Annotated in this window: 15 protein-coding genes and 1 tRNA gene; 12 read left to right on the top strand and 4 right to left on the bottom strand. The window is 69.1% G+C overall.

Features of this window, described 5'->3' with window-relative positions; all coding sequences use genetic code 11:
- Positions 1-123: 123 nt before the first annotated feature.
- The 3 genes from AC1HFW_RS19075 to AC1HFW_RS19065 are packed head-to-tail and all read left to right on the top strand — an operon-like array spanning position 124 to position 2,859.
- Positions 124-1,068, top strand: coding sequence for a YVTN family beta-propeller repeat protein (locus AC1HFW_RS19075; RefSeq protein ID WP_006392479.1), 945 nt, complete (start codon positions 124-126; stop codon positions 1,066-1,068).
- Entirely contained in the window at positions 1,052-1,843 is a 792-nt protein-coding gene (locus AC1HFW_RS19070; protein WP_006392480.1) for a polysaccharide deacetylase family protein, read from the top strand. Before AC1HFW_RS19075 ends, AC1HFW_RS19070 begins: the two co-directional genes overlap by 17 nt.
- 2 nt (positions 1,844-1,845) lie before the next feature.
- A complete protein-coding gene (locus AC1HFW_RS19065; RefSeq protein ID WP_061072658.1) occupies positions 1,846-2,859 on the top strand; it encodes a sterol desaturase family protein in 1,014 nt (337 codons plus the stop codon).
- 171 nt (positions 2,860-3,030) lie between these two features.
- Here AC1HFW_RS19065 and AC1HFW_RS19060 read toward each other — a convergent pair whose 3' ends face one another.
- Together AC1HFW_RS19060 and AC1HFW_RS19055 are read right to left on the bottom strand one after the other, a co-directional pair.
- Complete coding sequence (locus AC1HFW_RS19060; protein WP_006392482.1) at positions 3,031-3,528, bottom strand: acyl-CoA thioesterase; 498 nt, start codon at positions 3,526-3,528, stop codon at positions 3,031-3,033.
- A 78-nt stretch (positions 3,529-3,606) separates the two neighbouring features.
- Positions 3,607-5,112 carry a DUF1254 domain-containing protein gene (locus tag AC1HFW_RS19055; RefSeq protein ID WP_479284901.1) on the bottom strand — a complete coding sequence of 502 codons (1,506 nt, stop codon included), beginning with the start codon at positions 5,110-5,112 and terminating at the stop codon, positions 3,607-3,609.
- Between the two features lie 271 nt (positions 5,113-5,383).
- Here AC1HFW_RS19055 and fdnG point away from each other — a divergent pair, with 271 nt between their 5' ends.
- The 8 genes from fdnG (at position 5,384) to AC1HFW_RS19015 (ending at position 15,849) form a co-directional block, all read left to right on the top strand.
- Entirely contained in the window at positions 5,384-8,452 is a 3,069-nt protein-coding gene (gene fdnG, locus AC1HFW_RS19050) for a formate dehydrogenase-N subunit alpha (RefSeq protein WP_479284899.1), read from the top strand.
- A gap of 10 nt (positions 8,453-8,462) precedes the next feature.
- Positions 8,463-9,362, top strand: coding sequence for a formate dehydrogenase subunit beta (gene fdxH, locus AC1HFW_RS19045; protein ID WP_035359897.1), 900 nt, complete (start codon positions 8,463-8,465; stop codon positions 9,360-9,362).
- Positions 9,355-10,002: a formate dehydrogenase subunit gamma gene (locus tag AC1HFW_RS19040; protein WP_006392487.1), complete on the top strand. Its 648-nt coding sequence runs from the start codon at positions 9,355-9,357 to the stop codon at positions 10,000-10,002. Before fdxH ends, AC1HFW_RS19040 begins: the two co-directional genes overlap by 8 nt.
- A gap of 126 nt (positions 10,003-10,128) precedes the next feature.
- On the top strand, positions 10,129-11,064 hold the full coding sequence (gene fdhE, locus AC1HFW_RS19035) for a formate dehydrogenase accessory protein FdhE (RefSeq protein ID WP_238891796.1): 936 nt from the start codon (positions 10,129-10,131) through the stop codon (positions 11,062-11,064).
- 2 nt (positions 11,065-11,066) lie between these two features.
- The gene (gene selA, locus AC1HFW_RS19030; RefSeq protein WP_479284895.1) at positions 11,067-12,500 is read left to right on the top strand and encodes an L-seryl-tRNA(Sec) selenium transferase; all 1,434 of its coding nucleotides are present in this window, start codon (positions 11,067-11,069) and stop codon (positions 12,498-12,500) included.
- Positions 12,497-14,434: a selenocysteine-specific translation elongation factor gene (gene selB, locus AC1HFW_RS19025; RefSeq protein ID WP_479284893.1), complete on the top strand. Its 1,938-nt coding sequence runs from the start codon at positions 12,497-12,499 to the stop codon at positions 14,432-14,434. The genes selA and selB overlap by 4 nt, the downstream gene beginning before the upstream one ends.
- A gap of 12 nt (positions 14,435-14,446) precedes the next feature.
- Positions 14,447-14,542: transfer RNA gene (locus AC1HFW_RS19020), tRNA-Sec, on the top strand.
- A gap of 272 nt (positions 14,543-14,814) precedes the next feature.
- A complete protein-coding gene (locus tag AC1HFW_RS19015; RefSeq protein WP_479284889.1) occupies positions 14,815-15,849 on the top strand; it encodes a glycosyltransferase in 1,035 nt (344 codons plus the stop codon).
- 59 nt (positions 15,850-15,908) lie between these two features.
- On the opposite strand, the gene AC1HFW_RS19010 is transcribed toward AC1HFW_RS19015, so the two are convergent.
- Both AC1HFW_RS19010 and AC1HFW_RS19005 read right to left on the bottom strand, forming a co-directional pair.
- Positions 15,909-16,451: a TlpA disulfide reductase family protein gene (locus AC1HFW_RS19010; protein ID WP_238891800.1), complete on the bottom strand. Its 543-nt coding sequence runs from the start codon at positions 16,449-16,451 to the stop codon at positions 15,909-15,911.
- A gap of 14 nt (positions 16,452-16,465) precedes the next feature.
- Complete coding sequence (locus tag AC1HFW_RS19005) at positions 16,466-17,563, bottom strand: transglutaminase-like domain-containing protein (RefSeq protein ID WP_479284885.1); 1,098 nt, start codon at positions 17,561-17,563, stop codon at positions 16,466-16,468.
- A 142-nt stretch (positions 17,564-17,705) separates the two neighbouring features.
- Between AC1HFW_RS19005 and selD the strand changes: the two genes are divergently transcribed.
- A complete protein-coding gene (selD, locus tag AC1HFW_RS19000; RefSeq protein WP_479284882.1) occupies positions 17,706-18,767 on the top strand; it encodes a selenide, water dikinase SelD in 1,062 nt (353 codons plus the stop codon).
- Positions 18,768-18,782: the final 15 nt, after the last annotated feature.

Genomic DNA, 18,782 nt, shown 5'->3' with positions numbered 1-18,782 from the left:
CGGTTTTTTGACAGTTGGCTATGCCAAAATGGCGAGCACTGGGATCGGCGCCCGATCCCCTTTTGTCGGACCTGGAAATTGAATCCCTTGCATTTTGTCCGCTGCGCCATTCTTGGCGCAGGGATGGCGCTCAGCGCCGCCGCGGCGTCGGCCCCGATCTTCGTCCTGAACTCCCTGGACGCCAACGTCAGCATCGTCGACCCTGCCACCTATACGGAACTGCGGCGCGTCCCGACGGGCAAGGAACCGCACCACCTGTATCTCACGCCTGACAAGAAGTCGCTGATGGTGGCCAACGCCACCGGCGACTCGATCACGCTGATGGACCCCAAGACCGGTGAGGTGCAGCGCACCCTGACCGGCATCGTCGACCCCTACCAGCTGCAGTTCTCGCCGGACATGAAGTGGTTCGTCACGGCCGCCAACCGCCTGGACCACATCGACATCTACGCCTGGAAGCCGCTGGAAAAGGGCTTCGACCTGAAACTGGTCAAGCGCATCCCGGCGGGCAAGACGCCCAGCCACATCATGATCGACGCCAAGAGCACCACGGCGTACGTCACGCTGCAGGACAGCGACCAGCTCATCGCCATCGACCTGGCCACGCAGACGCCCAAATGGACCGTCTCGGTCGGCAAGACCCCGGCCGACGTGTTCCTCACGCCCGACCAGAAGACGCTGCTGGTGGCGCTGACCGGCGATTCCTACGTCGAGGCCTATGACGTCAGCAAGGGCCCGGCCAAGCTGATCTCGCGCATCAAGACCGCCGCTGGCGCGCACGCCTTCCGCGCCCAGGGCGACCAGCGCCACCTGTTCGTCAGCAACCGCACCGCCAACTCCATCAGCCGCATCGACCTGCAGACGCTGGCCGTGGTCGACACCTTCCCGGTGCCGGGCGGCCCCGACTGTATGGACGTGCTGGCCGACGGCAAGACCCTGCTGGTCACCTCGCGCTGGGCCCGCAAGCTCACCGTGGTGGACCTGGAGCAGAAGAAGGTCGTCAAGCAGGTGACCGTCGGCAAGTCGCCGCACGGCGTCTGGACGCTGAACCATGCGCCGACCCGCTAAACGGCTGGCCGCCGCCGTCTGCCTGGCGCTGGCGGCGCAGGCCGCCACGGCGGCCCCGGCGTCCTGTGACAAGCCGGTCTACCTGACCTTCGACACCGGCCACATGGGCGTGGCGCCGCTGATCGCCGACGTGCTGGCGCGCCACCACGTCAAGGTCACGTTCTTCCTGGCCAACGAGCGCACCCTGACCGACGGCAGCAGCCTGGACGACCAGTGGGCGCCGTGGTGGAAGGCGCGCGCCGCCGAGGGCCACGTGTTCGGCTCGCACACCTACGACCACGTCTACTGGCAGGGCGACCTGCCGGACGGCAAGTTCCGCGTCAAGCCCAGCGCCGGCCCCGACACGGGCAAGCGCGAGACCTGGACGGCCGAGCAGTACTGTGCCGAGATCAAGCGTTCCGCCACCCGCTTCACGCAGATGACCGGCAAAAAGATGCTGCCGCTGTACCGCGCGCCGGGCGGCAAGACCTCGCCGGCCCTGCTGCGCGCCGCCAAGGCCTGCGGCTTCGAGCACGTGGGCTGGGCGCCGGCCGGTTTCCTGGGCGACGAACTGCCCAGCGACAAGTACCCCAACGCCAAGCTGCTGGAGCAGGCGCTGCGCACCATCAAGCCCGGCGACATCCTGCTGGCGCACCTGGGCATCTGGTCGCGCCAGGACCCCTGGGCCCCCGCCGTGCTCGAGCCGCTGATTGAAGGCCTGCAGCGCAAGGGCTATTGTTTTGCTACTTTGGATACGCATCCCGCTTACCGCGACTGGATCGCCACGCATCACTGATCATGGATACGCTTAGTCAATGGTTCGGGAACTGCCAGCAATGGCTGTTCGAAACCCTGGTGCAGCCCGCGCTGTTCCACCTGGGCCTGAGCAACTTCATCGAGGACGGCTACGACGCCACCATGTGGCTGCTGGTCGGCCTGTTGCAGGTGGCGTTGCTGTTGCTGGTGTTCGGCCCGCTGCAGCGCCTGCGCCCGGTCGAGCCGGTCACCGACCGCCGCCAGATCGGCATCGACGTGATCTACACGTTGATCCACCGCCTGGGCGTGTTCCGCCTGGCGCTGTTCTTCACCATCGACCCGTTCTGGGACGGCATCTTCGGGCAGCTGCACATCTGGGGCTTCGCGCCGTTCCAGCTCGACCAGTACTGGCCCGGCGTGACCGACCAGGCCTGGGTCAGCCTGATCATCTACCTGCTGCTGTTCGACCTGGTGGACTACCTGTACCACCGCGCCCAGCACCGTTTCGCGTGGCTCTGGGCGCTGCACGCGGTGCACCACAGCCAGCGCCAGATGACCGTCTGGAGCGATGACCGCAACCACCTGCTGGACGACATGCTGCGCGACGTGGTGGTGGTGTTCGTGTCGCAACTGGTGGGCGTGCCGCCCGCGCAGTTCGTGGCGATCGTGGCCATCACCCAGCTGGCGCAGAGCTTCTCGCACGCCAACCTGCGCATGCACTTCGGCGCCATCGGCGAACGCCTGCTGGTCAGCCCGCGCTTTCACCGCCATCACCATTCCATCGCCTACGACGCCTCGACGCCGGGGCCGGCCGGCGGCTACAACTTCGCCGCGCTGTTCCCGATCTGGGACGTGCTGTTCCGCTCGGCGCGCTTCGGCGTCGGCTACGGCCCCACCGGCATCCATGACCAGCAGCCGGAACTGGGCGGCCGCGACTACGGCCGGGGCTTCTGGTCGCAGCAGTGGCTGGGCCTCAAGCGCATGGTCGGCCGCGACCGCGAGCCCTCCGTGACGGCGCCGCCGTCGCGCCCGCCAGGCGCGGCCGAAGGCGCGTGACGCTGTCGCCAAAAAGAACCGGGCACTCAAGCCCGGTTTTTTTTCATGTCTGCTCACTGTTACCTGGACGCAGCTCGTCGCAAGAATACCCGCCCGTCCGCCGGGCCGCCCCAAGGGCGGGCAGCCCCCTCGGGGGGCAGCTAGCGCGCGAAGCGCGCGCGGCGTGGGGGCTCACCCCTCATTCGTGGTTTCGCGCTTGATCTCGTCGTGGCGCCGTTCCATTTCCTGGCGCAGTTCGCGGCGCAGGCGGGCGGCCTCGAAGCGCTGCTTTTCCTCGAGGTTGCGCGGCGCCAGCGGCGGCACCGCGGTGGGGGCGCCGTTGTCGTCCACCGCCACCATCGTGAAATAACAGCTGTTGGTGTGGCGCACCAGCTTCTTGCGGATGTCCTCGGTGACGACCTTGATGCCGATTTCCATCGAGGTGCGGCCGGTGTAGTTCACCGCCGCCAGGAAGGTCACCAGCTCGCCCACGTGGATCGGCTCGCGGAACACGACCTGGTCGACCGACAGCGTCACCACGTACTGGCCGGCGTAGCGGCTGGCACAGGCGTAGGCGACCTGGTCCAGGTATTTGAGGATGGTTCCGCCGTGCACATTGCCTGAGAAATTCGCCATATCGGGCGTCATCAGGATGGTCATCGACAGTTGGTGGCTAAAGGCGTCGTCCATGGCGGGCGTTCTACTCGGCGATAAAACGCCTATGGTAGTGGCGAAACCCTGTCATATCGCCGTCTGCCGCCAGGTTTGTCAGGGTTTCTTCGCGGCCGCGGGCGGCGGCGTGGCGACGGGCGCCGCGGCGGCCGCGGCCGGCTCGGGTTGCGCCTCGGGTTCGGGCGCCGGTTCGTCGCGCACCGCGGGCGGCGGCGTCCACAACCCGTCCAGCAGCGCCGGGCCGGGGCCGTAGGCGCGCAGCAGCACGTAGACCGGGCCGGTGGCCGCCAGCGGCAGCCAGTTGGCCTGGGCGCCCGGCTCGGGGGCGGCGTGGCTGATCACCAGGTCGAGCGAGCCGTCGGCGTTGTACTGCAGCGGATCGCGGTCGCCCAGGGCGTAGCGGTCCAGCGGATTGGCCATCGGCAGGCCCTGGCCGTCGTAGGCCGCCAGCGACCACAGCGCGCTGGCCGGCGGCAACTGGCCACTGTCGAAATGCAGCACGTAGCGGTGCGCGCCATCCAGCGGCCGGCCCTGGCTGTCGGCCGCCAGCAGCAACGCGGTCAGGTCCTCGGGCAAGCCCGAGCCGGGCTGCGCCTGGGTGGCCAGCGCGCGGCGCAGGTAGGCGTTGCCGTAGACGCCCAGGCTGGCCGTCTCCAGCTGCCAGCCGTTGACGCTCTTGAGGGTGGCGCCGGCGGCGGCTTCCATGCGTTCGCGCGCCTCGCGCAGGCCGCGGCGCAGGCCCTGCTTGACCGGGTTGTCGAGCTTGTCGAAGTCGAACGGCCGGCCGGGGATCAGCCCGACCCGGCGCAGCTTGGCCAGCACCGGCTGGTCGGTGGCGTGCGGCGGGTTGCGGCGCAGCAGCTCGGCGGCGCGGACGAAAAAGGCCTCGGTTGGCATCGCGTCGACCTGCTCGCGCACCGGGATCTTCAGATCCAGGGACGGGTCGGCCTTGATCCGCTGCGATTGCGGCGGCAGGTTCCACTGCGCCAGCGGCGTCAGCGTGAAGCCGTCCTGCAGCGCGTTGACCGCGCCGTACTCGGCCGGGCCGTCGGCCTGGATAAGGGCGCGGGCCCAGACGTAGGCGGTGGGCGCGTCGATGCGCGGCATGCCGGAGGGCAGCGTGCCGCTCCAGCCCGGCGGCACGATCGCGGTGTTGCCGCGCGCGGTACCGGTGCTGCGCTTGCCCAGCGTGGCGAAGGCGTCGTTCCACATGTCCAGCAGGGTCAGGGTGTACAGGCGGCCATGGCTGTCGGGCGTCGACAGCACCACGGGGCCGGCCGTCAGGTCGAGCCAGGCGGCGCTGCGCAGCATGTCGGGGTTGGCCCAGGGCGCGGCCGCGCCGGGGCGGGGCAGGGTGCGCGTGTGCTGGAAGGTGTTGGCGGGCGCGCCGTCGGCGCCCTGCGCGGGGTGCGTGAACTGGCGCCGGGTCAGGTCCAGGGTCAGCAGCGGATAGAAGTACAGATAGCCTTCCATCGCCGCTTCGCGGGCGGACTCGGTGGCGGCGGCGGCCGGACTCGGCGCCGGCGCGGCGGTGGCGGGGGCCGGCGCCAGGCTCGGGGCGGCCAGCGACAGGGACAGGGCCAGGGGGGCAAGACGGCGCATCGGCGCTCCAACGGGCATGCGGGACGGGCGGAAAAGCGGGCCGGAGCCCGCCGCCGGCAATGGTAGCAGTCTCGCGATCATCCAAAATCCGCGAAAAAGCCCGATCCTGGCCGTAAATCGTTCTCATTGCCTGATTTCGCGCTCGGGGGACGCAAGGCATGGAAACTCGTTCACGCTGCGCCTATACTTGCTTGCATATCCTTGGAATTCGTAGGGCTTTTCCCCGGATCGGCCCGCGGCTTCCCCCTATTCACCCGGAGAGGAGTGCTTCATGGTCAACATGAACCGCCGCCAGTTCTTCAAGGTGACCGGTACCACGCTGGCTGGCTCGAGCCTGGCATTGCTGGGGGTAGCCCCCGGCACGGCCATGGCCGAAGTGCGCCAGTACAAGCTTGCGCGCATGACGGAAACGCGCAACACCTGTCCCTACTGTTCGGTCGCCTGTGGTCTGCTGATGTATGGCCTTGGCGATGGCGCCAAGAATGCCCGCGCCAGCATCATGCACATCGAAGGCGACCCCGACCACCCCGTCAACCGCGGTACGCTCTGTCCCAAGGGCGCGGCCCTGATCGACTTCATCCACAGCCCCAACCGCCTGAAGTACCCGGAATACCGGGCGCCCGGTTCGGACAAGTGGGAGCGGATGTCGTGGGACGACGCCCTGACGCGCATCACCAAGCTCATGAAGGCCGACCGCGACGCCAACTTCGTCGAAAAGACCGAAGACGGCAAGACGGTCAACCGGTGGCTGACCACCGGCATGCTGGCCGCCTCGGCAAGCAGCAACGAGGTGGGCTACATCACGCACAAGACCGTGCGCAGCATGGGGATGCTGGCGTTCGACAATCAAGCCCGTGTCTGACATGGCCCGACGGTGGCAGGTCTTGCCCCGACGTTTGGCCGTGGAGCGATGACGAACCATTGGGTCGACATCAAGAACGCGGACGTAGTACTGATCATGGGCGGCAATGCCGCCGAGGCCCACCCGTGCGGGTTCAAATGGGTCACGGAAGCGAAAGCCCATAACAAGGCGAAGCTGATCGTCGTGGATCCGCGCTTCACGCGCTCGGCATCCGTGGCGGACTTCTACGCGCCCATACGCACCGGCACCGACATCATCTTCCTGGGTGGCGTCATCAAGTACCTGTTGGATCACGACAAGATCCAGCACGAGTACGTGCGCAACTACACCGACTTTTCCTACATCGTGCGCGAGGACTTCACGTTCGACGCGGGCCTGTACTCCGGCTACAACGCCGAGAAGCGGACCTACGACAAGGCCAGTTGGGACTACGAGCGCGGCGATGACGGCTTCGTCAAGACCGACCCGACGCTGGAGCATCCGCGTTCGGTCTACCAGCTGCTCAAGAAGCACTACTCGCGCTACACCGAAGAGATGGTCGAACGCGTCTGCGGCACGCCGCGCGACAAGTTCCTGAAGGTCTGCGAGATGCTGGCGTCCACCGCCACCACCAATCGCGCCGCCACCATCCTGTACGCGCTGGGCTGGACGCAGCACTCGATCGGCTCGCAGATCATCCGCACCGGCGCCATGGTGCAGCTGCTGCTGGGCAACATCGGCATCGCCGGCGGCGGCATGAACGCGCTGCGAGGGCACTCGAACATCCAGGGCCTGACCGACCTGGGCCTGATGTCGAACCTGCTGCCCGGCTACATGACGCTGCCCAACGAGCCCGAGCAGGACTACGGCAAGTACATCGCCACGCGCGCGCTCAAGCCGCTGCGGCCCAACCAGCTCAGCTACTGGCAGAACTACAGCAAGTTCCACGTGAGCCTGATGAAGGCCTGGTGGGGCAAGGCCGCGACCGCCGAGAACAACTGGGCGTTCGACTACCTGCCCAAGCTCGACAAGCTCTACGACATGCTGCAGGTCTACGAGCTGATGAGCCAGGGCAAGATGAACGGCTACCTGGCGCAGGGCTTCAACCCGCTGGCGGCCGCGCCCAACAAGGCCAAGCTGAACGCCGGTTTCGCCAAGCTCAAGTTCCTGGTCATCATGGATCCGCTGGTCACCGAGACCTCGGAATTCTGGCGCAATGCCGGCGAGGCCAATGACGTCGATCCCAAGCAGATCCAGACCGAGGTGTTCCGCCTGCCCACCACCTGTTTCGCCGAGGAAGACGGCGCGCTGGTGAACTCCGGGCGCTGGCTGCAATGGCACTGGAAGGGCGCCGAGCCTCCGGGCGAGGCCAAGAGCGACATCGAGATCATGTCGCTGATCTTCACGCGCCTGCGCAAGATGTACCAGGAAGAGGGCGGCAAGTACCCCGACCCCATCGTCAACCTGTCCTGGCCGTATTCCAATCCGCAAAGCCCGACCGCGGAAGAGCTGGCCAAGGAATACTCGGGCAAGGCGCTGGTCGACCTGGTCGATCCCAAGGACCCCACCAAGGTCACGCGCAAGGGCGGCGAGCAGCTGGCCGGCTTTGCCGAGCTGCGCGACGACGGTTCCACGGCCAGCGGCTGCTGGATCTTCGCCGGCGCCTGGAGCCCGGCCGGCAACCTGATGGCGCGCCGCGACAACAGCGACCCGACCGGCATCGGCCAGACCCTGAACTGGGCCTGGGCCTGGCCGGCCAACCGCCGCATCCTGTACAACCGCGCCTCCTGCGACGTCTCGGGCAAGCCGTTCGACCCGCGCCGCAACCTGATCTCGTGGAACGGCAAGGCCTGGGTCGGCGCCGACATTCCCGACTTCAAGGGCGATGAGAATCCGGATGGCGGCATGGGGCCGTTCATCATGAACCCCGAGGGCGTGGCGCGCTTCTTCGCGCGCGCCGGCATGGCCGAAGGGCCGTTCCCGGAACACTACGAGCCGTTCGAGACGCCGCTGGGCTACAACCCGCTGTATCCGAAGGCCAAGGGTGTCACGAGCAACCCGGCGGCGCGCGTGTTCAAGGACGACCTGGCGGCGATGGGCACGGTGGACAAGTTCCCCTACGTGGCCACCACCTACCGCCTGACCGAGCACTTCCACTACTGGACCAAGAACGTCCGCATCAACGCGATCCTGCAACCCGAGCAGTTCGTCGAGATCAGCGAGGTCATGGCCAAGGAACTGGGCATCGCCAACGGTTCGCGCGTCAAGGTGTCGTCCAACCGCGGCTACATCAAGGCGGTGGCGCTGGTCACCAAGCGCCTGCGGCCGCTGACCATCGAGGGCAAGACCGTCTACCACGTCGGCATCCCGATCCACTGGGGCTTCGTGGGCCTGGCCAAGCCCGGCTTCCTGACCAACACCCTCACGCCATTCGTGGGCGACGGCAATTCCCAGACACCGGAATTCAAGTCGTTCCTGGTGCAGGTCGAGAAGATTTAGGAGAGCGCTCATGTCAATGCAATCCCTGGACATCAAACGGCGCTCGGCCACCACCACGCCGCCGCCCGGCATCCGCGAACCCATCACCGGGTCCGTGGCCAAGCTGATCGACGTCTCCAAGTGCATCGGCTGCAAGGCCTGCCAGAGCGCGTGCATGGAGTGGAACGACCTGCGCGACGAGATCGGCACCAACGTCGGCGTCTACGACAACCCGGCCGACCTGACCGAGCATTCCTGGACCGTCATGCGCTTCTCGGAATACGAGAACCCGCAGGGCGACCTGGAGTGGCTGATCCGCAAGGACGGCTGCATGCATTGCGAGGACCCGGGCTGCCTGAAGGCCTGTCCGTCGCCGGGCGCCATCATCCAGTACAACAACGGCATCGTCGACTTCCACGAAGAGAACTGCATCGGTTGCGGCTACTGCATCACCGGCTGTCCGTTCAACGTGCCGCGCATCTCCAAGAAGGACCACAAGGCGTACAAGTGCACCCTGTGTTCCGACCGCGTGGCCGTCGGCCAGGAGCCGGCCTGCGTCAAGGCCTGTCCCACCGGCGCCATCGTGTTCGGCACCAAGGACGACATGAAGCAGCACGCCGCCGAACGCATCGAGGACCTGAAGTCGCGCGGCTTCGAGCAGGCCGGCCTGTATGACCCGCAAGGCGTGGGCGGCACGCACGTGATGTACGTGCTGCATCACGCCGACCAGCCCGGGCTGTACCACGGGCTGCCGAAGGATCCGCAGATCAGCCCGATGGTGTCGCTGTGGAAGGGCATCGCCAAGCCGCTGGGCGTGGCCGCCATGGCGCTGACGGCGCTGGCCGGCTTCTTCCACTACGCCCGCGTCGGCCGCAACGAGGTCGACGAGGAAGACGAACGCCGTGCCGAAGAGGAGATCCGCCATGAGTGACGATCGCCATCACCGCCGGATCAAGCGCTACTCGCCCGGCGAGCGCACCAACCACTGGATCATCGCCTTCACCTTCATCCTGCTGGCGCTGTCCGGGCTGGCGCTGTTCCACCCGTCGATGTTCTGGCTCACCAACCTGTTCGGCGGCGGTCCCTGGACCCGCATCCTGCACCCGTTCATCGGGCTGGTGATGTTCTTCTGCTTCGTGGTGTTCGCCGGCCACATGTGGCGCCACAACATGATGACGAAGGCCGACCGTCAGTGGCTGCGCCAGCTCAACGACGTGGTCGAGAACCGCGAGGAAAAGCTGCCCGAGGTCGGCAAGTACAACGCCGGCCAGAAGCTGCTGTTCTACGTGCTGATCCTGTGCATGCTGGGGCTGTTCGCCAGCGGCATCGTGATCTGGCGCGAGTTCTTCGCCTTCTACTTCCCGATCTGGGTGGTGCGCGCCGCCTCGGTGCTGCATGCCGTTTGTGCATTGGTGCTGATTTGCGCGATCATTGTGCATATTTATGCGGCGATCTGGGTCAAGGGCTCGCTCACGGCGATGCTGCGCGGCTACGTGACCGCGGGCTGGGCGTGGAAGCACCACCGCGCCTGGTTCCGGGAACAAATCGGCAAGCAGTCCACGACGAAATAGGCGGGTCCCGCCCGGCGGGCGCCACCCTGCGGTGGCGGCCTGGCCGGGCCGGCTCCGCCCGATCCCACCGCACGGCTGCCTCCCCTTTGCGGGGCGGCAGCCGTGTTTGTTTATCTGGAGACGCAATTGCAGCGAATTCTTCCGCGTGGCGAGATCGAGGCGCTCGATCACAACACCATTCCCCGCATCCAGCTGCCGGCGCGCGAGTCGGTTTTCGCGACGCGCGCGGCGCGCCTGCGGCAACTGGCCGTGGACAGCCCGGTGGCCGACTACCTGCTGCTGATGGCGCGGCTGGTCGACGCCCAGCAGAACGCCTTGCGCGGCTGCAACGCGCCGCCCGCCTCGGAAGACCGCATCGCCCTGGCGCAGGCCCACGGCATGCCGCCGCTGCAGGCGGTGGGCTGGCCGCGCGACCCGCTGTGGCGCGACATCCTGCGCCAATTGGTCGACGAGGTCGCCGGCGGCCAGGACCTGCCGGCCGAGGCGCTGGAAGTGTGCGCGGCGCTGCGCCGCGCGCTCGATGAAGACACCGAATCGCTCGAGGACCTGGCCGAGGCCGTGCTGTCGGAACAGCATCGCGGCGTCGACGGCGCCGCCGCGCCGTTCGTAATGGCCGCGCTGCAGGTCTACTGGACCGACCTGGCCAGCCGCTTCGACGAAAAGCAATTGCCGGTGGCCTCGCCGTTCGGCGTCTGCCCGGTCTGCGCCAGCCTGCCGGTGGCCAGCGTGGTGCGGGTGGGCGGCCAGTTCGAAGGCTACCGCTACCTGTGCTGCAGCCTGTGCGCGACCCAATGGCACATGGTGCGGGTCAAGTGCTCGCACTGCGAGGACGTCGAATCCGTGGCCTACCAGGCCATCGAGGGCCGTGCGCCCGCCATCAAGGCCGAGACCTGCGACCGCTGCCACACCTACCGCAAGATCTTCTACCAGGACAAGGACCTGCACGTGGAGCCGGTGGCCGACGACCTCGCCAGCCTGATGCTGGACGTGCTGGTGGGCGAGGCCGGCTATTCGCGCGCCAGCGGCAATCCGCTGCTGTGGCACGGCGCCGAGGAGGAATAACCATGACCGGGTTCGCCGCCGCCGCCGACATCCCCGCGCTCGACCGGCTGCTGAACGCGCCGGCGCTGGCCGCGGCGCTCGATACGCATGGCCGCACGCAAGTGGTGGCGGCGCTGCGCCAGCACCTGGACGGGCTGCGGCAACGCGCCTTGGCGGGCGAGCTACCGCGCGCCGAGCTGGCCGAGGCTGCGGTGGCCGCGGCCGTCGGCAGCGCCCTGGCGCGCGCCGCCGCGCCGCGCCTGCGCGCCGTCTACAACCTGACCGGCACCGTGCTGCACACCAACCTGGGCCGCGCCCTGCTGCCCGACGAGGCGGTGGCTTCGGTGCTGCGCGCGCTGACCACGCCGGCCAACCTGGAATTCGACCTGGACAGCGGCGGCCGCGGCGACCGCGACGACCTGATCGACGACCTGCTGTGCGAACTGACCGGGGCCGAGGCCGCCACCGTGGTCAACAACAACGCGGCCGCCGTGCTGCTGATGCTGAACGCGCTGGCCGACCGCCGCGAGGTGGTGGTGTCGCGCGGCGAGCTGGTCGAGATCGGCGGCGCCTTCCGCATCCCGGACATCATGAAGCGCGCCGGCGCCAAGCTGGTCGAGGTCGGCACCACCAACCGCACCCACGCCACCGACTACGAGAACGCCATCGGCCCGCGCACCGCGATGCTGATGAAGGTGCATTGCAGCAACTACGCCGTCACCGGCTTCACCAAGAGCGTCGGCGTGGCCGAGGTGGCGGCGCTGGCGCATGCGCGCGGCCTGCCGGCCACGGTGGACCTGGGCAGCGGCACGCTGGTGGACCTGACCCAGTTCGGCCTGCCGCGCGAGGACACGGTGCGCGAGACCATCGCCGCCGGCGCCGACCTGGTCACCTTCAGCGGCGACAAGCTGCTGGGCGGCCCGCAGGCCGGCCTGCTGGTGGGGCGCGCCGACCTGATCCGCAAGATCAAGAAGAATCCGCTCAAGCGCGCCCTGCGCGTGGGCAAGCTGACGCTGGCGGCCCTGGAACCGGTGCTGCAGCTGTACCGCGCGCCGGAATTCCTGGCGCAGCGCCTGACCACGCTGCGCCTGTTGACCCGGCCGCAGCGCGAGATCCAGCCGTTGGCCGAGCGGCTGCGCGGCGTGCTGGCGCACGCGGCGGGCGCGGACTACGAGGTCGAGGCGGTGCCGATGTTCAGCCAGATCGGCAGCGGCGCCCTGCCGGTGGACCAGCTGCCCAGCCATGGGCTGGCGCTGCGCTATCGCGGCAAGGGCCGCCCCGGACGCCATCTGGACCGCCTGGAGACGCGCTTGCGCAACCTGCCGGTGCCGGTGATCGGCCGCATCGCCGATGACGCGCTGTGGCTCGACCTGCGCTGCCTGGAGGCGCGCGACGAGGCCGCCTTCGCCGACCAGCTCGCCAGCCTCGCGGCGTCCGCCACGGAGCCGTCGGCATGATCGTCGGCACCGCCGGCCATATCGACCATGGCAAGACCACGCTGGTGCGGGCGCTGACGGGGGTCGACACCGACCGTCTCAAGGAAGAGAAGGCGCGCGGCATTTCGATCGAGCTGGGCTATGCCTACACGCCCCTGCCCAATGGCGACGTGCTGGGCTTCATCGACGTGCCGGGCCACGAGAAGCTGGTGCACACCATGGCGGCGGGCGCCAGCGGCATCGACTTCGGCCTGCTGGTGGTGGCCGCCGATGACGGCGTCATGCCGCAGACGCGCGAGCACCTGGCCATCCTGGCGCTGCTGGGCGTGGCGCGCGGGGCGGTGGCACTGACCAAGGCGGACCGCGCCGACGCGGCCCGGCTGGCCGCGGTGCGCGCCGAGATCGCGGCGCTGGCGGCCGACACCTTCCTGCAGGATGCGCCGGTGTTCGACGTCTGCGCGGCGCGACCGGGCGATGAGGGCGTGGCGCGCCTCAAGCAATATCTGGACGAGGCCGCGCAGGCGCTGGGCGCGCGCGACGGCGCCGGCCTGTTCCGGCTGGCGGTGGACCGCGTCTTCACGCTGGCCGGCCACGGCACGGTGGTGACGGGCACGGCGCACGGCGGCCGCGCCCGCGCTGGCGATGACGACGCCGACCTGCGCCTGATGCCGGCCGGCACGCGGGTGCGGGTGCGCGGCATCCATGCGCAGAACCAGCCCAGCGAGACCGGCGCGGCCGGACAGCGCTGCGCCCTGAACCTGGCGGGCATCGACAAGAGCGCGATCACGCGCGGCGACTGGATCGCCGATGCGCGCTGTTTCCTGCCGTCGCGCCACGTCGATGTGGCGCTGACGCTGCTGCCGTCGGCCGAGGCGCCGTTGCGGGCCTGGACGCCGCTGCACGTGCACATCGGCGCGGCGCGCCACGTGGCGCACGTGGTGCCGCTGTCGGCCGACGCGCTGGCGCCGGGCCAGTCGGGCTGGGTGCAACTGGTGTTCGACGAAGCGGTGTGCGCGATGCCGGGCGACCGCTACATCGTGCGCAACGCGCAGGCCACGCGCACGGTCGGCGGCGGCCGGGTGCTCGATCCGAACGCGCCGGACCGCAAGCGCCGCGCGCCGGCGCGGATGCAATGGCTGCAAGGCGTGGCGGACATGCTGGCGGGCGGTGGATTGCAGCCGCTGCTGGCGCAGGCCGCGCTGGGCCTGGACGAAACGGCGCTGCAACGCCTGGCGGGCAGGCCGGTGCGCGATCTGGCGGCACCCGATGGCGCGATCTGGATCGAGCCGCGCACGCCGCAGGGCGCGCGCACGCTGATCCTGGCCGCGCACTGGGAGGCGCTGCGGGCGCGGGTGGAGCAGGCGCTGGCGACGTTCCACCAGGGCGCGCCTGACGAGCCCGGGCCGGACGGTTCACGCCTGCGGCGCATGGCGCTGCCGGCGGCGCCGGAAGCGTTGTGGCAGGGGCTGCTGGACGATCTGCAGAAGCAGGGCCGGGTGCTGCGCAACGGGCCGTGGCTGCATCTGCCGGGGCACACCGCGGCGCTGGCCGAAGTCGAGGCGCAACTGGCGCAACGTTTGCTGCCGCTGCTGGCGGCGGGCGCCTACGATCCGCCCAGGGTGCGCGACCTGGCGCGTGCGCTGGGCGAGCCGGAGGAGCGGGTGCGGCAGGTGCTGCGCAAGCTGCTGCGGCGTGGCGAGGTGGCACAGGTGGTGAAGGATCTGTTCTATCACCGCGAGCGGGTGGCGGAGCTGGTGGCGCTGGCGGTCGAGCTTGCGGGCAAGCCGGAAGGGTTGAACGCGGCGGTGTTCCGGGATGCGACGGGGTTGGGGCGCAAGCGGGCGATCCAGATCCTGGAGTTCTTCGATCGGACGGGGCTGACGCGGCGAGTGCGGGATGCGCATCTGCTGCGCACCGATAGTGCGTATCTGGGGGCGGGTCAGGCGGTATCATAGGCGGGTCTTTTTGGAAGGCATCCGTGTCCGGTGGCACGGCCGGGCTTCAAACCCGGTTGGGGGCGTCAGACGTTCCCAGGTAGGTTCGACTCCTGCTGCCTTCCGCCACTCTTTCCTGTTGCGGGCATCGTGCATGGCTGAGCGCCGACTGCACCCGCGCCCGCCATTGCGCGACCCATGGCGAGACCCGCCCCATCGGGTCGCAGCATCGAAAGAAACGGATCGGTCCTGTATTCGCCGGTCTTGTCCCCAAGGCCTGCGAATCCGGCGTAGCTTACCGATCCTCCCGCGCCTGTTGGGCAACCGCTCCCTTCTCGAATACCCACGGCAAGACTCGTGGTTCAAGGCGCGAGGATCCTCGATCCTACGTTTCACCGAATATGCGCCACCTCGAACCCGCCGCGCCACAGATCAGTCTGATCGTCCCCGTATACAACTGCGAGCAGTATCTCTCCGATCAACTGGACACGCTGTTGGGCGATGCCTCCCTGCGCATGGAAGTGATCGTGGTGGACGACGGCTCGTCCGACGCCAGCATGGCGATCATGCAGGCCCATGGCGCCAAAGACGCGCGTCTTCGGATCATCAAGCAGCCCCACCTCGGGCTCGGCGCCGCGCGCAACGCGGGCCTGCAAGCCGCGCTGGGCACCTGGGTCGCCTTCGCCGATGCGGACGATCTGCTGCCAGCCGCCGGGATCGCCCGCTGGCACGGGCAGGCGGTCTCGCACGACCTGGACGTGCTGATCGGGAACGCCTACCGGTTCACGGAAACGCCGCCTCCCGCTCCCCGGCCCCCCGTCCTGACCCGGCAGCCGGTCGATCGAATCATGACGGGCCAGGACTGGATCGCGCACTGCGTCGCGGTCGGCGAGTGGCCGCATTACGTATGCCTGCAGATGATAAAGCGCGCGCTCATCACCAGGAACTGGCTGGCGTTCGACCCCTCGATGTTTCACGAAGACATTCTTTGGACCACCCAGCTCGCGATCCTGGCCAAGCGGATCGGCTTCGCGCCGGAACCCGTCTATGGCTATCGTCGGAACCCCGCGTCGATCACCCTGTCGCCTTCGCCGCAGGTGCGCCAATGGCGTGGCGCAAGCTACGTCCGCATCATCGAGTCGCTGTTGACCTTGTCCGCGCGGCAGGATATCGGCGCGCGGACACGCCGTTCGATCATCCGCCACGTGCTGCACGAGCTCCTGTGTTTCGTCGATCTGCTGCGCAAGGATATCGACAATCCGCAGATACGGGCGCGGCTGGCGCGATCGGTGCTCGACCTGCGCGCCTGGCGCGGCCTGGTCCGCCATGCGCGTGGGGTGACCGATCTTCGACGCCTGCTCAAAGCGTACTGGCGCCTGCGGCGCATGGCAAAGGCCGACGGTTCCTTCGCGACGGACATGACCGCCAGCCCATAGGCCCGACCTTCACCGTCCTGCATTGCCGCCTGCGGCCCGTGAAGGGCTTGCGGCGGCATTCACGCGCGCAGCATCCGGGTGACCACGCTAGTGACGTTCGCGGCTTTCCAGTCGAGGGCGCCCAGGTGCCAGTGGCGGATGCTGCCGCCGCGGTCGACCAGGTAGTTGGCGGGCAGGCCGACGGCGTCCCATTTCTTGGAGACGGTGCTGTTGCGGTCGTGCAGGACGGTGCCGGCGACGGGCCACTTGGCCAGGAAGGTGGTGATCTTGCCGAGGGCCTCGCCGACGTTGACGGCGACCAGGCGCAGGCCTTCTTCGCGGTGGCGTTTGGCCATGGCGGACATGAGGGGGATTTCGTCGCGGCAGGGGTCGCACCAGGTGGCCCAGAAGCTGACGATGACGACGTTGCCGCGCCAGGCGGCGAGTTTCTGTTCGCGGCCGGAGAGGTCGGGCAGGACCAGGGGCGGGGTGGGGGCGGTCCAGGGGGCCCAGTCGGGGCCGGTGGCGGCCTTGAGGGCGCTGTCGCTGGCGGCGGCGCGGGCCCAGGCGGGCAGGGCCGCCAGCGACAGGGCGGATTGCAGGAGGAGGCGGCGGCTGACCATGGGACGGCGCCGGCTCAGGTGGACAGGGGGCGGGCGGTCAGGGTGTAGCGGAAGCGGTCGGGGTCGAGGCTGTCCAGGCGGCCGTCGGCGGTTTCGCCGTTGGGGTACATCAGGAACGGCACGGGGCCGTGGGCGGAGCCAGGCAGGGCGACGTCGTGGCCGTGGTTGTAGGCGACCCAGTTCATTTCCCAGGCGCCGAACAGCATGACGCGGGCGCTGCGCACGCGGGCGTCGGTGGCGGGCAGGTCGCCAGGAGGTTCTTCCAGCATCACCTTGCGCACGTCGGCGGGGTCGACCGGGATCCAGCCGTAACCGTCGGCGTAGAACTCCGCGCGGCAGTGCTGCGCGCGGGTGACGTCGCCGGCCTTGCCCAGGCTCTTGAAGCCGAGCTGCGAATCGGCCACGCGCAGGCCGTAGGCGTCGCGGGCGGGAATGCCGGCGGCGCGCGCCAGGGCGACGAACAGCGCGTTGATGTCGGCGCATTTGCCGTTCAGGTCGTTGGCGGTCAGCATGTAGCGCACGTCGCCGGTGCCGCAGCCGCGGGTGGCGGCGGTGCGGCAGGTGTTCTCGACCACCCAGTCATAGATCGCCCGGGCCCGCGCCAGCGTGCCCTGGTGGCCCTGGGTGATGCGGTCGGCGGTGGCCTTGACGATGCCGTCGGTGGGCAGCAGTTCGGTGGGCTGGATGAATTCGCGCAGGGTGGCGGCGCTTTCGCGCGGGGCGCCGGGAGGCGGCTGGGTCAGGTCGACGCGGCGGTTGCGGGTCTGGAAGCGGCTGGTCACCGTGACCTCGCGCGGCGCCTGGGCGTCGGGCCACTGCACCGCCAGCATGCGCACGTCGTAGCCGGGGGCCTGCGCCAGCTGCGCGCTGCCGCCGCCGCTGACCAGCCAGGCGCTTTGCGCGCCGCGCTGGTAGGACGTGTCGGCGGCATAGGGCAGGGGGATCCACAGGCGCGGATGGGCGCCGGGGTCGAGCACCTGGATGTGGGTGGTCAGTTCGAAGCCGCGCCAGTCGGCGCTGACGGGCGCCTGCTCGGCGCGCGCGGCCAGGGGCAAGGCCGCCTGGGCGGCGCACAGGGCGCCCGAGAAACGGAGGAAGTGTCGGCGATCCATAAAGCCCTCACGCACGGTGAAGTTTGGCTGTCGGTGCGCCCGGTGGCGGGCGGGCCGTCCGTTGCTGCCTGCTGCCGGATCATCATAGGGCCATTCGGGGGCGCGATGCTATCCTTTTCCCATCACTTACGGAGAGACTGACATGACCCAGGATGCTGCGTCCGCGGCGGTGCCGCGCTTGACTTCGCTGTCCCACGGCGGCGGCTGCGGCTGCAAGATCGCGCCCGGCGTGCTGTCGCAATTGCTGGCCCGCTTCGGGCCGGCCGCCAGCTATCCCAACCTGCTGGTGGGCACCGAGACGGCCGACGATGCGGCCGTCTATCGGCTCAACGACGAGCAGGCGCTGATCGCGACCACCGACTTCTTCATGCCGATCGTCGACGATCCCTACGACTTCGGCCGCATCGCGGCCGCCAACGCGCTGTCGGACGTGTACGCCATGGGCGGCACGCCGATCATGGCGCTGGCGATCGTCGGCATGCCCATCAACGTGCTGCCGCACGACGTCATCGCCGATATCCTGCGCGGCGGCGAATCGGTCTGCAAGGACGCCGGCATTCCGGTGGCCGGCGGCCACAGCATCGATTCGGTCGAGCCGATCTACGGCCTGGCCGCGATGGGGCTGGTGCATCCGGGCCGCATCAAGCGCAACGCCGACGCGCGCGCCGGCGACGTGCTGGTGCTGGGCAAGGGGCTGGGCGTGGGCATCCTGTCGGCGGCGCTGAAGAAGAACCGGCTGGACGATGCCGGCTACCGCGTGATGATCGACACGACCACGCGCCTGAACCGGCCGGGCGCGGCCCTGGCGGCGCTGGACGGCGTGCACGCCATCACCGACGTCACCGGGTTCGGGCTGCTGGGCCACACGCTGGAGATGGCGCGCGGCGCCGGGCTGACCGCGCGGCTGCGGCGCGAGGCGCTGCCGTGGCTGCCGGGCGTGCAGGCCTTTGCCGCCGACGGCGTGATCACCGGCGCATCGGGCCGCAACTGGAACTCATACGGCGAATCGATCCGGCTGGGTTCGGGCGTCAGCGACACCGAGCGCGCCCTGCTGACCGATCCACAGACCTCCGGCGGCCTGTTGGTGGCCTGCGCGCCCGACGCGGCGCAAGCGGTGCTGGACCTGTTCCACCGCGATGGCTTCGAGGATGCCGTGGTGGTGGGCGAGATGACGGCAGGGGATCCGGTCGTGCGCGTCGACTAGCCTGGCCTTGCCCGC

Source organism: Achromobacter sp. ISS7 (genome assembly GCF_056523125.1).
This window is presented reverse-complemented; position numbering and strand designations above follow the sequence as displayed.

Bases quoted from the DNA above. Each gene is read 5' to 3' on its own strand.
- AC1HFW_RS19075 (WP_006392479.1), top strand. From the start codon at position 124: ATGGCGCTCAGCGCCGCCGCGGCGTCGGCCCCGATCTTCGTCCTGAAC.
- AC1HFW_RS19070 (WP_006392480.1), top strand. From the start codon at position 1,052: ATGCGCCGACCCGCTAAACGGCTGGCCGCCGCCGTCTGCCTGGCGCTG.
- AC1HFW_RS19065 (WP_061072658.1), top strand. From the start codon at position 1,846: ATGGATACGCTTAGTCAATGGTTCGGGAACTGCCAGCAATGGCTGTTC.
- AC1HFW_RS19060 (WP_006392482.1), bottom strand. From the start codon at position 3,528: ATGGACGACGCCTTTAGCCACCAACTGTCGATGACCATCCTGATGACG.
- AC1HFW_RS19055 (WP_479284901.1), bottom strand. From the start codon at position 5,112: ATGCGCCGTCTTGCCCCCCTGGCCCTGTCCCTGTCGCTGGCCGCCCCG.
- fdxH (WP_035359897.1), top strand. From the start codon at position 8,463: ATGTCAATGCAATCCCTGGACATCAAACGGCGCTCGGCCACCACCACG.
- AC1HFW_RS19040 (WP_006392487.1), top strand. From the start codon at position 9,355: ATGAGTGACGATCGCCATCACCGCCGGATCAAGCGCTACTCGCCCGGC.
- selA (WP_479284895.1), top strand. From the start codon at position 11,067: ATGACCGGGTTCGCCGCCGCCGCCGACATCCCCGCGCTCGACCGGCTG.
- selB (WP_479284893.1), top strand. From the start codon at position 12,497: ATGATCGTCGGCACCGCCGGCCATATCGACCATGGCAAGACCACGCTG.
- AC1HFW_RS19015 (WP_479284889.1), top strand. From the start codon at position 14,815: ATGCGCCACCTCGAACCCGCCGCGCCACAGATCAGTCTGATCGTCCCC.
- AC1HFW_RS19010 (WP_238891800.1), bottom strand. From the start codon at position 16,451: ATGGTCAGCCGCCGCCTCCTCCTGCAATCCGCCCTGTCGCTGGCGGCC.
- AC1HFW_RS19005 (WP_479284885.1), bottom strand. From the start codon at position 17,563: ATGGATCGCCGACACTTCCTCCGTTTCTCGGGCGCCCTGTGCGCCGCC.
- selD (WP_479284882.1), top strand. From the start codon at position 17,706: ATGACCCAGGATGCTGCGTCCGCGGCGGTGCCGCGCTTGACTTCGCTG.